Source organism: Sutcliffiella tianshenii, assembly GCF_016908565.1.
Lineage (GTDB): Bacteria > Bacillota > Bacilli > Bacillales > Bacillaceae_I > Sutcliffiella_A > Sutcliffiella_A tianshenii.
The window spans coordinates 402694-416231 of the sequence record NZ_JAFBED010000002.1 but is presented as its reverse complement, the minus strand read 5'-3'; the positions used below and the strand labels follow the sequence as shown (position 1 = coordinate 416231).

The window sequence follows — 13538 nt, the reverse complement described above, 5'->3', positions numbered from 1 at the left end:
CAGGAAATTAATTCTAGTTCCATTGAAAAGAAAAAAAGCATGGGAAGGAGCAGACCTTCCCATGCTTTAAGAATCATAAAAGTGTATCTTCAGTCACTTTTACCTTTCTCAAGTTAATGAAACGAATCGTATGGAGAACCACGACTTTGGATATGGCATATGTCGGTACTGCGAGTAATAATCCCAAAAGGCCGGCAAACTTACTCGCTACAAGCAATAATAAAATGATAGTCAAAGGGTGTACGTCTAGTTTCTTTCCCATCACCTGTGGGGAAACAAGATTACTTTCAAGCTGTTGGACGATAATGACCACAATAAGAACCCAAAGGGCCATGATCGGTTCATCGAAAAATGCCACGATGATACTAGGTATGGTTCCAATGAATGGACCAATGAACGGTATCACATTGGTGAACATCGCAATCAAGGCCAAGACAAGGGAATACTCGAGGCCGATGATCAAAAATCCAATATAGATGAGCACACCTACGAAAATACTTACTATGATCTGACCTTGAATATAGGAACTGATGGCAATATCCATATCTTTTAGGACATCCCGTCCTTCACGTTCATGCTGTCTTGGGATGAATTTTATTATCTGATCAGGAAGGCTGTTTCCATCCTTCAGCATGTAAAAGAGGACAAACGGAATGATGACAAGCAAAACGATAAAGCCTGTTATGGCGCTTATGACATTGATCACGTTCGATCCGAAAGCAGTCAAATAGGCGTTCAGATTATCAGCTATCTTACCGGAAATTTCTTCTAACGAGAACCGCTCGTCCTGTTGGAATCTTGCAATATACTCATTTTCCTGCAATTCAACAGTAAAGTCACGTATATCATTTACAATATCAGGTGTATTTTTCACTAAGCTGTTTACCTGTTGCTGAAGGGTTGGACCGATCAGGAATAGCAATAACGTGATCAATCCAATGAACATTAAATAAATACTTAAAATTGCCAATCCTCTTGGAATATAGCGAGCTACCAGATTCACCAGGGGCCGGAGCAGATAATACATGACTCCCGCCAATATGATTGGCGCAAACAATGTTTTGATCATGATAGTAATAGGGGTGAAAATGAAATTAACAAGGGAAAGCAAGTAAATGATCAATAAAATGACAATCAGCCCATAGCCGATACGAAACCACTTCGATTGTGGCAATTTCTACACCTCTTTTATTAAACTAGTTAAATTGGAAAGCTGGCCTTATCTACGTTTTATTGTCCCAAAAGGTTTCAGTCATTTAGAAAAAAGCCTTCCGAGAAGAAGACTTTTTTCTGAATTATGCGTATAAATCAGCTAATTGCTTTTGTACAGCAGGATCTTCCAAGTACTCATCATAAGTCATTTGCTTATCGACGATACCATTTGGTGTGATCTCAATGATACGGTTTGCAATCGTTTCAATAAACTGATGATCATGGGAAGTGAAGATCATGGACCCTTTGAAACTGATCAGACCGTTATTCAATGCAGTGATGGACTCCAAGTCAAGATGGTTTGTAGGATCATCCAATAAGAGGACATTCGATCCGCTCAGCATCATTTTGGAAAGCATGCAACGTACCTTTTCCCCTCCGGAAAGGACACTTGCTTTCTTTAACACTTCTTCTCCGGAAAATAGCATTCTTCCTAAGAAGCCGCGCAAAAAGCTTTCTGTCTGGTCGTTAGGAGAGAAATCACGCAACCAGTCGACAAGATTTGCATCCACACCTTCAAAGTATTCGGAGTTGTCTCTAGGGAAATATGCCTGGGAAGTGGTGATACCCCATTTATACGTTCCACTGTCCGGCTCCATTTCACCAGTCAAGATTTTCATCAAGGTCGTATTGGCAATTTCATTGCCACCAACCAGGGCAATTTTATCATCTTTATTCATGATGAAGCTCACGTTGTTTAAGACATTTACCCCATCGATCGTTTTCGTTAATCCTTCGACACGAAGTAGGTCGTTACCAATTTCACGTTCAGGAGTAAAGTTAACGTATGGGTATTTTCTTGATGACGGTTTAATATCATCGATGGAAATTTTGTCAAGCAATTTTTTACGGGAAGTAGCTTGCTTCGATTTGGAAGCATTTGCACTGAATCGGGCGATGAATGCCTGAAGTTCCTTGATTTTCTCCTCTTTTTTACGGTTTGCATCAGAAGAAAGTCTTGAGGCAAGCTGGCTTGATTCGTACCAGAAGTCATAGTTTCCGACATAGATCTGTATTTTACCGTAGTCAAGATCGGCAATGTGTGTACAAACTTTATTCAAGAAGTGACGGTCATGGGAAACCACGATGACTGTGTTCTCAAAGTTGATAAGGAATTCTTCCAGCCATTGGATCGCTTTCAAGTCCAAGTGGTTGGTAGGCTCATCCAGTAGAAGGACATCCGGTTTACCGAAAAGGGCTTGAGCAAGAAGGACTTTCACTTTCTCTCCACCAGTCAGTTCCGACATCTTCTTATCATGAAGATCCACAGAGATTCCTAGACCCTTTAATAGGATCGCAGCTTCGGATTCAGCTTCCCAACCGTTTAGCTCGGCAAATTCGCCTTCAAGTTCAGCAGCACGCATACCGTCTTCATCAGAGAAATCCTCTTTCATGTAGATTGCATCTTTTTCCTGCATGACTTGATACAAGCGGGAATGCCCCATAATAACCACTTTCATTACTTCATGCTCTTCATACTCAAAGTGGTTTTGTTTTAGGATGGCCATACGTTCGCCTGGATTCATATGGATATCACCAGTTTGTGCTTCTATTTCGCCAGATAGAATTTTAAGGAACGTAGATTTACCAGCTCCGTTTGCCCCGATAAGACCGTAGCAGTTGCCAGGAGTGAATTTTATATTAACATCTTCAAATAATTTTCGATCACCAAAACGCAGACTTATATTTGTAACTGTAAGCATGTATACTTTTCCTCCAAAATTAATGTCGTTGAAATTATACCATTAAATAGAGGGGTTGCAAAAGAATCATTTCGTTTTTGGGGAAAATAAAAAAGCCGGGTGTGACCCAGCTTCCCTAATATACATAGATATAGGCAATCATTGGAGGGATTTTTTGGTTCGCATGATGTTCATGATTGGTATGTGTTGTACAAACCAGCTGATACACGCCAGGCTTGTCAAAAGTGGTGGTGATCAGCGTCTCTTCGCCCTTTTTTATGACACCAGATATATCGGTACCTTCAATTGTAAAAGGATGCTCAGAACCGTTCACTCCGATGACGCTGATTGTAACTTCCTTGCCTTTTGGAACAGTGAGGGTACCAGGATCAAAACGATAGGCTTCCATTTCGGAGCCATCAGCCAAGGTCGTCTTAAATTCCGAGGTAATCATATGATATATATACTGATCATCCTGTGCAGGTTTCCCTGTGGTCGGTATCACGCCTATATTGACGATATACCAGCCGCCCAAGGCAACTATGAAGAAAAGAAATACTGTAATGATCCAACTCTTTTTTACGATTAAGAATTTCACAGAAAATCCACTCCCTTTTCAAGCATGTCTATCTAATAATAGGTATGCTCGATGTCGGAAAGGGTTGTCTCTTTTTTTATCATAGTGCTGAAAATTTAAGGCAGCATTATCATATCTGTATTATTTCTGTACATACTAAGGTCATTGAAAAGAGTGGAAGGATGGGAATGGAATGGATAAAAAATTATCATCCTCTGAAATAGGAAACCTCTGGATGACCTATCAACAAAAAACGATGCTTGCGAGGATTTTGGAACATTTTTTGGAGACACAGATGCAGGAACAATTAAAAGAACCTATACAAAGTTATTATGATGAGGAACTCAAGTTTATAAACGAAATAAAGAGTATATTTGAAAAAGAAAACATAGCGATTCCCATGGGGTATGTCAGCAATGATGTTATTTCTGGGACTCCTCGGTTGTATGACGAGTATTTTGATTTGCTTTTTTTAAGAATCATGATGAAAGTGACAATCGGCTTGAATGCCCTTCATTTGACCATGACTTATAGAGAGGACATTACAGACCTCTTCATGAGGATGTCAAATCTGTCTCATCATACCTACAATTCAACGACACAGTTTCTTTTAAAGGAAGGGATCCTTGCACGACCACCGATGATTCCGATGCCTGAGAAAGCGGAGTTTGTAAAAGGGGAAGGTTATATGGCTGGATTTAACATTTTAAGTGAAAAAAGGCCATTGAATGTCATTGAGCTTTCTTTGATATATCAAGGGATTGAAACAAATATATTGGGATTCCAGCTTTTAAAAGGATTCGAACAAGTTACAGAAGATAAAGATGTGAAAAAGTATTTCAAGGAAGGAAAGGAGTTAGCAAAGAAAATAATCGATACTTTCAGTGAAATCCTTTTAAAAAGTGATATCCAACCTCCTGCAGTTGCATGGGGTAATCCGACACTTTCTACAAAAGCTCCTTTTTCCGATAAGTTGATGATGTATTTAACAAGCTTGCTCTCAAGCTTTGGATTAACGAGTAATGCTTTGGGTACTTCCTTTAGTCTGCGGTCTGATCTTCCGACAACTATGACAATGATAGCAAAAGATATTTTCGATTATGCAAAAGATGGTGGAAAGTTGATGATTAAACATGGCTGGATGGAGGAGCCGCCTCATACAAAACTGTAATAAAAAGGATGCCCCCTGGAATTTGGGGACATCCTTTCTTAGGAAGGGAAAACTTTGGATCTGGTAAGGAACCTAACACCTTCAGGGCCTTCAAGGGAAAACATCCCGCCCCGTCCTTGAACAACGTCGATGATGAGCTGTGTGTGCTTCCAATATTCGTATTGCTTTTTGTTCATGTAGAAGGGGGTGTCACCAATCTCCCCAAGACACACATCAGAATCACCGATCATAAAGTCATCCCTAGGATAGCACATGGGTGAACTGCCATCACAACAGCCACCGGACTGGTGAAAAAGAACAGGACCGTGTTTGGCTTTCAGCTTTTCTATCAGCTCAATAGCAGCCTCTGTCGCCTTGACCTTTTCCATTTTAGAAGAATCCTAGTTTCTGGGGACTATAGCTCACCAGCATATTCTTTGTCTGTTGGTAGTGGGAGAGCATCATCTTGTGATTCTCCCGTCCGATTCCGCTCATCTTATATCCGCCGAATGCAGCATTTGCAGGATAAGCATGGTAGCAGTTTGTCCATACTCGGCCAGCCTCAATTTGACGGCCGAATCTGTATGCGGTATTTACATCCCTCGTCCATACTCCTGCACCAAGGCCATATAGGGAATTATTAGCGATCTCAAGTGCTTCCTCTGCAGTTTTAAAGGTTGTGACCGATACAACCGGACCAAAAATTTCTTCTTGGAAGATACGCATTTTATTGTTCCCTTTAAAGACAGTCGGTTTTACATAATAGCCACCTGAAAGGTCTCCTTCAAGCACATTTCGCTCTCCGCCAGCCAACAGTTCGGCACCTTCCTCTTTACCGATCTCCAAATAGGAAAGAATCTTCTCCAACTGCTCGGACGAAGCCTGTGCCCCGATCATGGTTTCGGTATCAAGTGGATTTCCTTGTTTGATTTGTGCAACTCGTTCCAATGCCCGTTCCATAAATTTATCGTATATGGATTCATGGATCAGTGCACGGGAAGGGCAAGTACATACCTCGCCTTGGTTAAGGGCGAACATTACAAAACCTTCCACGGCCTTATCAAAGAAATCGTCATCAGCTGCAAGGACGTCCTCGAAGAAGATGTTAGGCGACTTGCCGCCAAGCTCGAGTGTGACAGGGATGATATTCTGTGAAGCGTATTGCATGATCAGTCTGCCGGTCGTGGTTTCCCCGGTAAAAGCAATTTTTGCAATACGGTCACTCGAAGCAAGCGGCTTTCCGGCTTCCACACCAAAGCCATTAACTATATTCAATACCCCAGGAGGAAGGAGGTCAGCTATAAGTTCAGTCAGCTCCATAATGGATGCCGGTGTCTGCTCGGCAGGCTTCAATACTACGCAATTTCCGGCAGCAAGTGCAGGGGCAAGCTTCCAGGTAGCCATCAGGAGCGGGAAGTTCCATGGGATGATCTGTCCAACAACACCTAGTGGCTCATGGAAATGATAGGCAATGGTATCATTATCGATTTCACCAAGCGATCCTTCCTGTGCACGTATGCAGCCAGCAAAATATCGGAAATGATCAATTGCAAGTGGAAGGTCGGCAGCCAGTGTTTCCCTGACAGGTTTACCATTTTCCCAAGTTTCTGCAACTGCAAGCATTTCCAGATTTTCTTCCATTCTATCGGCAATTTTATTTAGTATGTTTGCTCTTTCCGCAACAGAGGTTTGACCCCAGGCTTTCTTTGCCTTATGAGCGGCATCGAGAGCCAATTCAATATCTTCTGACGTGGATCTTGCAACCTCACAGAAGACCTGTCCTGTAATAGGAGTGGTATTTTCAAAATATTCACCTTTAACAGGTGCAACCCATTCTCCACCAATGAAATTGTCATATCGGTTCTTATAGGAAACCATTGAATCTTTTTCACCAGGATTAGCGTAAATCATTGAAAATTCCTCCTAAGTAGATACTAATAGGCTTCCAACTATGTAAGCGGATACAAAACTATCAATACAAGTTGTTAGACAACCTATTGTAAGGTAAATTTTAAACATTCTGAAAATATAAATCAAGCAATACGATGTTATAACATGATAGAATAAGAGAACTGAACTTGGAATTTATAGTAAGGTGGGGGAGTTTGATGGATAAGATTGATAAAGCTTTGAAAGTAGCGGCCAAGGCGCATCAAGGTCAGGTAAGAAAAGGGACAAGCATACCTTATATTGTACACCCTGTAAGAATGGGGATGATTTTGCAGGAGTACGGGTGTTCAGAAGATGTAATCTGTGCTGGCATCCTTCATGATACTGTGGAGGACACTGAAGTTACTCTCTCTGACATTTCTATACTTTTTAACGAAAATGTAGCGAGGATTGTGGAGGGATGTTCAGAGCCAGTCAAGGATGCGCCATGGGAAGAAAGAAAAGATCATACCCTAAAGTACATCATGACGGTGGATAGGGAGACTGGATATGTCATCTGTGCCGACAAAATGCATAATCTCCAAAGTATCATCGAAGACAAAAAAGAGTCGGGAGATGCGATTTGGTCCCGGTTCAATAGAGGAGCAGAACAGCAGGAGTGGTATTACAGGGGCATCCTCGCAAGCTTCGCCAAAAATGAAAATATGCAAGAAACCAATATTCTTCAAGCTTTGATCGAGACCGTCCACGAACTATTCCCTGAGGAAGAAAGTTGAATGCTATCAAAAATTCAGATAGTATGGTGGTAGTTCCCCTTCCACCTACTCTATTCTTTTTCCACGTAACACCTATACTCATTAGTTTACCAATCTACATTTAGTAAAAAGAGGTGCATTATGTACGGACAAGCTGTTGAGATGCTTCAACATTATTACGGTTATCAGGATTTCAGGCCTGGGCAGAAGCAAATCATACAAAACATATTGAATAGAAATAATACGCTGGGTGTCATGCCGACAGGGGGAGGAAAATCCATTTGTTATCAGATACCTGCATTGCTTTTGGATGGGGTGACCATTGTCGTTTCCCCTCTCATCTCCCTTATGAAAGATCAAGTGGATACTTTGAACAGCATCGGGGTGAAGGCTACATATATAAACAGCTCGCTATCCTTCAGTGAAGTTCAGCATCGGTTAGGGCTCATCGAACAAGGTGAAGTGAAGCTTGTTTATTTAGCACCGGAAAGGCTTGATTCCTATGATTTTGTTAATGCGATTCAGCATATCGAGATTTCACTCGTAGCAGTCGATGAAGCTCATTGCATGTCACAATGGGGACATGACTTCAGACCGAGCTACAGGGAAGTGGGCACATTCATACAAAGGCTCGCCGGAAATCCTATCATTGCAGCCTTTACAGCGACAGCCACGAAGGAAGTCATCCATGATATCAGTTCCATTTTGAATATTGATGCGGATTTTACCTTTGTGACAGGATTTACAAGGGAAAACCTAACCTTTTCTGTATTGAGAGGAGTAAATAAAGAGTCGTTCCTAAAAAAATATTTAAAAGCAAATAAGGACGAAGCTGGCATTGTATATGCTTCCACAAGAAAGGAAGTAGATCAACTATACGGTCTTTTAAGCGAAACAGGATATGCAGTGGGGAAGTATCATGCAGGACTTTCTGAAGAGGAACGAAAACAATTCCAGGATGATTTCCTTTTTGATCAGGTAAAAATCATGGTTGCCACCAATGCATTTGGAATGGGCATCGATAAATCGAATGTCCGTTTTGTCGTTCACTATAATATGCCTAAGACAGTGGAAGCATATTATCAGGAAGCAGGAAGGGCAGGCCGTGATGGAGAAGCAAGTGAATGTGTGCTTCTGTTTAACGCAAGGGATGTTCAGTTACAGAAATTTTTGATAGAAGAGAGCATCAGATCTCCCGAAAGAAAGCAGCAGGAATACCAAAAACTACAATCCATGATGGATTATTGCTACACACAACAGTGTCTACAAAGCTATATTGTCCGATATTTTGGAGAGACCACGCAAAAAGACTGTGGGAAATGCAGCAACTGTTCAGATGAATATGTCGAGCAGGATATTACGCTTGAAGCACAAAAGATTTTTTCGTGTATCCATCGAATGAATGAAAGGTTCGGTGCCACGCTTGTTGCAAAAGTGTTGAAAGGCTCAAAGGATAAGCGGATCCAGCAATTCCGCTTCGAACAGTTGCCTACATATGGACTTATGAGCAATTATACGGAAAAGGAACTTGTTGACTTGATAAATATCCTGATTGCAGAGGGTTATCTATATTTGACTGAAGGCCAATATCCTATTGTGAAACTTGGTTCGAGGGCTGTACCGGTGTTAAAGAACCAAGAAAAGGTCCTTTTAAAATTGAAGGAAACGGTGGAACGGATATCGGAAAACAGCGATTTATTTGAAGCCCTGAGAGCGTTGAGGAAGAAGGTCGCCGAAGAGGCCGGGATCCCGCCATATGTCGTCTTCTCCGATAGCACCTTAAGGGAAATGAGCAAGTTCTACCCTCAGGATAAGGATGCCATGCTTGGAATCAAAGGAGTGGGAGAACAAAAATACGAGAAGTTTGGCAGGCTGTTTGAAGAGGAGATAATCAGGTTTGTAACAGAGAATGGCATAGAAATGGATACTTCTTCGAACCTGATGGAATCATCGCAGCGTAAACCATCCCCAGTAAGCACAAGAAACAAAGCTACAACAGGAGAGCCGAGTCATCTTATTACCTACAAGCTTTTCATGGAAGGGTTGTCCATAAAGGAAATAGCAAAAGAAAGAGAAATGAGTACCATCACCATTCAAAACCACCTATTTAAATGTGCAGAAGAGGAAGACGTGGTAATAGATTGGGATGTTTTCATTCCACAAGAATATGAAAAAGCGATCATTCAAGCTGTAGAAGAGGCTGGCGCCGAGAAGCTGAAACCAATAAAAGAGGCTCTGCCGGAAGAAATCGATTATATGGCTATCAAGGCCGTCATGATCAAGCACCAGATGATTTGAATGGCATCTTCAGTTCTCCTGCATGTTTTATACCTCCCATATGGGGTATAAACAAAGAATAATCATAAAACATTTCTAGTAGGAGGTTTATGTAAAATGAATAAAAGTCCACTAAAGTCGTATCTATTAGTAGGAGCAGGGCTTACAGGCGTGGGATTGATTGCATATAATCCAAGCAGGAATAAGCTCGTTTCGTTTACTAAAGGACTTAAAAGCAGAATCGGTTCTTTTAATCTGAAAAAATCAAACCTTCCGATTGAAAAGGCGGGAAATCCGGACCCTGAGGATATCGAGGATAATAAAATGGTAAGTGAGGGTGCGATGTACTCTGTGGATTATTATAATAAAAAGGTACAGGAATAAAAATAAAAGCCAGGAAATCCAAATGATTTCCTGGCTTTTCATATTTTTAAACACCAAAAATGGCAAAAGCAACGCCGGCAACACCTATTAAAGCAAGGATATAAACAGGTTTGATCGGCATTTCACCATTGTTTTCCATGGCTTTACCAAACATGAAAAACACCAACGGGTGAACCAGGAATGGCATGGAGAAGATGAATGGAATCAGGGCAGAAGCCTCCGAGCCAAACATTCCTCCTTGAATGGCTGCAAACAGTCCGAAGTGGGAGATGGCAGAAGATTGAGCCATAGCGGCATAATCAAGACTCATCGTGCTGAGGCTTAAAAGTGCGAGACCGCCAAACACGGCACACATCTGCCAGCCGAATGAAAATTGCATCAAGGCCTTTACTTCCTTCTTATCTTCCCCGGCAGATTTTCTTAAATTTATCAAGGAAAGAACAGTAAGGAAGATACCTACTGCTACAATAAGTAGCGATGGCCAGATCCAGAGGCTTCCGCGCTCTGCACTGATGGCCAATACGGAAAACACGAAAATATGCCCGAAAAATGGGATGTTGATCATGATTGGTGCCCTTTTTGCAGCAGTCGCACCGAAGTCACCTGCGGTACAGGCCCCGGTCAAACCTGAGTGAGACAAGGAACCAGCCATACCAGGTGCAAGGTTGCGAGCGTGGGCTGTTTTGGCAAAAAACATGACAAGTGCGATCCCACCGAACATCCAGAACAACTGGCCGAAAAACCCGTATGCCAACACTGCGTTCATTCCGGTGATAGAAAAAGCATCACCGATCCTCGAACCACCGACCATGAAGTTTGCAGCAAGTACTACAGGAATACCGGCATATAAGAGCGCACGGACAGTAGGACCAAATGTCCAATTATATAGTATTGCACCTAAAGCAGCAGAAATCATCATGGCAAAGAATATCTGCGGCAGAGCAATGAAAGGTTTCACGAGAGTGGCGATATGAAAAGAAAATACCAACACAAGAACAATGGTACCCATTTCAAGGAGCCCTTTACGTATATATTGATGTTTGTTATTAATTTTTGCACGATTATCGATGAAGAGAACTGCTCCGATGATTCCGATATACGCAATCAAAGGATAGGTGCTGCTGAAAATACTCCCCTCATCGTTCAATAGTAGGCGAGTTAAGCCTTCAAGCCCGAATAATAGGAAAAATGCGCGAATGATAAAAATGAATTGACTGCGATTTGTTCCTAGGATCGTTTCTTCATCAGAAGGTGTGATGATATCCTCAGAATCGAGATCTTTGTTCCCGAGAATTTTTCGAAGCTCCTGGCCTCCAACAAAGAATGAGACAATCAGGGCAATGATGGTCGTCCTTGCCATAAAGTCAACCAATGGAAATTCCGCCAATCCAGGTGTAGCGACACCAGTGTAAACCAGCAAGTAACCCAAGGATAATCCTAATATGACAATGATCAAGATAGGGGAAAAGCGTGTGCCTGCAACTGCCATCCTTGAAATCAAGACCATCGGAATCAAAAAGAGGAGAAGAAGCCAAAATTGATTCATTAATTGCAGATGTGTAATCTGTTCTATTATTTGCATGAGTGTACTCCAATCGTTCTATTATAGATATGTTTTTGACAGAAAGGATTATCGTACAATACTACGAAAAGATAGTAAATGTATGTAAACGCAACCACGAAAAAGTTTAAAGATTAAGTTTATATTTCTTAATCATAATTTTATTATGTAAACTAATCGGAGAACAAATTCATTGTATCAACCTCATAATTAGTGTAAAATTCCATCAAATACATAATTGCTTTAAGAGGAGGGTTTTGTTTAATGACAACTGTAAAAACAGAAGTGGCAACTTTTGCAGGAGGTTGCTTCTGGTGCATGGTTAAGCCTTTTGACGAGATGCCCGGGATAGTCAGCGTCATTTCAGGCTATACGGGAGGAAAAAGCATCAATCCTGTTTATGAAGAAATTAAAAAAGGGGACTCTGGTCACTACGAAGCTGTTCAAATCGAATTTGATCCTGAATTGTTCCCATACACACGGTTGCTTGAGCTCTATTGGCCGCAAATTGATCCGACTGATGACGGCGGCCAATTCTTTGATAGAGGGAGCCAATATAGAACAGCAATATTCTACCATAATGATCAACAACGAAAGCTTGCAGAAAGCTCCAGAAAAGAGCTTGAAGAAAGTGGTCGTTTCAAAAAGCCGATTGTTACCGAAATCCTTCCCGCAATGATTTTTTATCCTGCTGAGGACTACCATCAGGCATTCTACAAAAAAAATCCCGAAAAATATAAACAAGAACGGGTCGAATCCGGAAGGGATGCTCATATAAAGGAGTATTGGGGAGCAGAATATACTAAATAAGGAGGTCGAGTTTTTCGGCCTCTATTTTGTTCAGAAAAGGAGTGACTGCATTGATCCACTTGTTTACACACAACGATCTGGACGGGGTCGGCTGTGGAATATTGGCTAAAATCGCATTTCAGGAAAAAGTCGAGGTACACTATAATTCTGTTGGAAGCTTAAATTATCAGGTTGCCAATTACCTTGAACACGCCATTCCCAACAACACCATTTACATAACGGACTTATCGGTCCATGAAGAAAATGCAAAAAAGCTGGATTCCCTAAATAAAGCCGGAGGAAAGGTTCAGTTTATCGATCATCATAAAACGGCACTTACACTTAATGATTATGATTGGGCATTTGTTCAAGTAGAATATGAAGATGGACGTTTGACAAGTGCAACCTCCCTGTTTTATGAATATCTTCAGAACCATCAGCTATTGGAAAGAACAGAAGCGATCCATGAATTTGTGGAACTCATCCGCCAATACGATACTTGGGAATGGGATAGGAACAATAATACTAAGGCAAAAAGGTTAAACGATCTATTGTATATGATGTCGATTGAAGAATTCGAAGCAAGAATGCTTGCAAAGCTTGAGGATTCCACGGATTTTCGATTCGATGACCTCGAAGACCAGTTGTTGAATATGGAAGAGAAAAAGATGGAAAAGTACCTGCGCCGCAAAAAAAGGGAGCTGGTTCAAAAACAGGTTGGAGACAAATGGGCAGGGATCGTGTATGCTGAATCATTTTTGTCGGAGCTAGGAAATGCACTGGGAAAAGAAAATCCACATCTTGATTACATTGCCATGATCAACATGGGAAGCAAGAGAATAAGCCTGCGGACGATCCATGATCATGTTGATGTGTCCGAGGTGGCTGGCAAATTTGAAGGTGGCGGCCATGCGAAGGCTTCGGGATGCAATCTAAATGAATCGGCCTACAAGCTTTATGTGGCTGAATCATTCCCATTGGAGCCGTTGAAAGCAGATGCAGACAAGAATATATTCAATGTCAAGGAATCTCCTAACGGAGTTCTTTATGAATCAAAATCGAAGGGCATCCTATTCCTGATTCCGAGGAAAAATGGTTCATGGGAGATTGAGAATAATGAACAGCTTCTCGATAAAAGTTTTCAGACATTCCAAGAGGCGGAAACGTATATTAAAAGAAACTTTGCTGCATGGCTTGTGAAGGATGAGGAATATGTGACATTCCTTATTGAAAATATCCGCCGCCTGCGCAGCAGCTAATA

General features: G+C 41.5%; 12 protein-coding genes and 1 pseudogene. 7 read left to right on the top strand and 6 right to left on the bottom strand.

Annotated elements, in window-relative coordinates:
- Nucleotides 1-73 precede the first annotated feature (73 nt).
- The 3 genes from JOC95_RS05555 to JOC95_RS21370 form a co-directional block, all read right to left on the bottom strand.
- The gene (locus tag JOC95_RS05555) at nt 74-1174 is read right to left on the bottom strand and encodes an AI-2E family transporter (protein ID WP_204414248.1); all 1101 of its coding nucleotides are present in this window, start codon (nt 1172-1174) and stop codon (nt 74-76) included.
- A 121-nt stretch (nt 1175-1295) separates the two neighbouring features.
- Nucleotides 1296-2915 (bottom strand): ABC-F family ATP-binding cassette domain-containing protein, encoded by a 1620-nt coding sequence (locus JOC95_RS05550; RefSeq protein ID WP_204414246.1) that lies wholly within the window; start codon nt 2913-2915, stop codon nt 1296-1298.
- Nucleotides 2916-3030: 115 nt separating this feature from the next.
- The gene (locus tag JOC95_RS21370; RefSeq protein ID WP_204414243.1) at nt 3031-3492 is read right to left on the bottom strand and encodes a cupredoxin domain-containing protein; all 462 of its coding nucleotides are present in this window, start codon (nt 3490-3492) and stop codon (nt 3031-3033) included.
- Nucleotides 3493-3661: 169 nt separating this feature from the next.
- Here JOC95_RS21370 and JOC95_RS21605 point away from each other — a divergent pair.
- Nucleotides 3662-4120, top strand: a pseudogene (locus JOC95_RS21605) (DUF3231 family protein); the annotation flags it as partial.
- The gene (locus JOC95_RS21600; protein ID WP_338083064.1) at nt 4112-4642 is read left to right on the top strand and encodes a DUF3231 family protein; all 531 of its coding nucleotides are present in this window, start codon (nt 4112-4114) and stop codon (nt 4640-4642) included. The pseudogene JOC95_RS21605 and the gene JOC95_RS21600, both read left to right, overlap by 9 nt.
- A gap of 38 nt (nt 4643-4680) precedes the next feature.
- Here JOC95_RS21600 and JOC95_RS05535 read toward each other — a convergent pair whose 3' ends face one another.
- Both JOC95_RS05535 and adh read right to left on the bottom strand, forming a co-directional pair.
- A complete protein-coding gene (locus JOC95_RS05535; RefSeq protein WP_204414240.1) occupies nt 4681-5010 on the bottom strand; it encodes a DUF779 domain-containing protein in 330 nt (109 codons plus the stop codon).
- A gap of 1 nt (nt 5011) precedes the next feature.
- Nucleotides 5012-6532 (bottom strand): aldehyde dehydrogenase, encoded by a 1521-nt coding sequence (gene adh, locus JOC95_RS05530; RefSeq protein WP_204414238.1) that lies wholly within the window; start codon nt 6530-6532, stop codon nt 5012-5014.
- Nucleotides 6533-6729: 197 nt separating this feature from the next.
- Between adh and JOC95_RS05525 the strand changes: the two genes are divergently transcribed.
- The 3 genes from JOC95_RS05525 to JOC95_RS05515 all read left to right on the top strand — a co-directional run bounded on the left by JOC95_RS05525 (nt 6730) and on the right by JOC95_RS05515 (nt 9927).
- A complete protein-coding gene (locus JOC95_RS05525; protein WP_204414236.1) occupies nt 6730-7287 on the top strand; it encodes an HD domain-containing protein in 558 nt (185 codons plus the stop codon).
- Nucleotides 7288-7407: 120 nt separating this feature from the next.
- Nucleotides 7408-9564: a DNA helicase RecQ gene (gene recQ / locus JOC95_RS05520; protein ID WP_204414235.1), complete on the top strand. Its 2157-nt coding sequence runs from the start codon at nt 7408-7410 to the stop codon at nt 9562-9564.
- Between the two features lie 96 nt (nt 9565-9660).
- Entirely contained in the window at nt 9661-9927 is a 267-nt protein-coding gene (locus JOC95_RS05515; RefSeq protein WP_204414234.1) for a hypothetical protein, read from the top strand.
- A 46-nt stretch (nt 9928-9973) separates the two neighbouring features.
- Here the strand turns inward: JOC95_RS05515 and JOC95_RS05510 are convergent, their stop codons facing one another.
- The gene (locus JOC95_RS05510) at nt 9974-11509 is read right to left on the bottom strand and encodes a hypothetical protein (protein WP_204414233.1); all 1536 of its coding nucleotides are present in this window, start codon (nt 11507-11509) and stop codon (nt 9974-9976) included.
- A gap of 243 nt (nt 11510-11752) precedes the next feature.
- Here JOC95_RS05510 and msrA point away from each other — a divergent pair, with 243 nt between their 5' ends.
- Both msrA and JOC95_RS05500 read left to right on the top strand, forming a co-directional pair.
- The gene (gene msrA, locus JOC95_RS05505; protein WP_204414232.1) at nt 11753-12298 is read left to right on the top strand and encodes a peptide-methionine (S)-S-oxide reductase MsrA; all 546 of its coding nucleotides are present in this window, start codon (nt 11753-11755) and stop codon (nt 12296-12298) included.
- 50 nt (nt 12299-12348) lie between these two features.
- Complete coding sequence (locus JOC95_RS05500) at nt 12349-13536, top strand: DHH family phosphoesterase (RefSeq protein ID WP_204414231.1); 1188 nt, start codon at nt 12349-12351, stop codon at nt 13534-13536.
- Nucleotides 13537-13538: the final 2 nt, after the last annotated feature.

What these genes read in the sequence shown, in the direction of transcription:
- JOC95_RS05525 (WP_204414236.1), top strand. Translation starts at nt 6,730, where the DNA reads ATGGATAAGATTGATAAAGCTTTGAAAGTAGCGGCCAAGGCGCATCAA.
- recQ (WP_204414235.1), top strand. Translation starts at nt 7,408, where the DNA reads ATGTACGGACAAGCTGTTGAGATGCTTCAACATTATTACGGTTATCAG.
- JOC95_RS05515 (WP_204414234.1), top strand. Translation starts at nt 9,661, where the DNA reads ATGAATAAAAGTCCACTAAAGTCGTATCTATTAGTAGGAGCAGGGCTT.
- JOC95_RS05535 (WP_204414240.1), bottom strand. Translation starts at nt 5,010, where the DNA reads ATGGAAAAGGTCAAGGCGACAGAGGCTGCTATTGAGCTGATAGAAAAG.
- JOC95_RS21600 (WP_338083064.1), top strand. Translation starts at nt 4,112, where the DNA reads ATGATTCCGATGCCTGAGAAAGCGGAGTTTGTAAAAGGGGAAGGTTAT.
- msrA (WP_204414232.1), top strand. Translation starts at nt 11,753, where the DNA reads ATGACAACTGTAAAAACAGAAGTGGCAACTTTTGCAGGAGGTTGCTTC.
- JOC95_RS05510 (WP_204414233.1), bottom strand. Translation starts at nt 11,509, where the DNA reads ATGCAAATAATAGAACAGATTACACATCTGCAATTAATGAATCAATTT.
- JOC95_RS05550 (WP_204414246.1), bottom strand. Translation starts at nt 2,915, where the DNA reads ATGCTTACAGTTACAAATATAAGTCTGCGTTTTGGTGATCGAAAATTA.
- adh (WP_204414238.1), bottom strand. Translation starts at nt 6,532, where the DNA reads ATGATTTACGCTAATCCTGGTGAAAAAGATTCAATGGTTTCCTATAAG.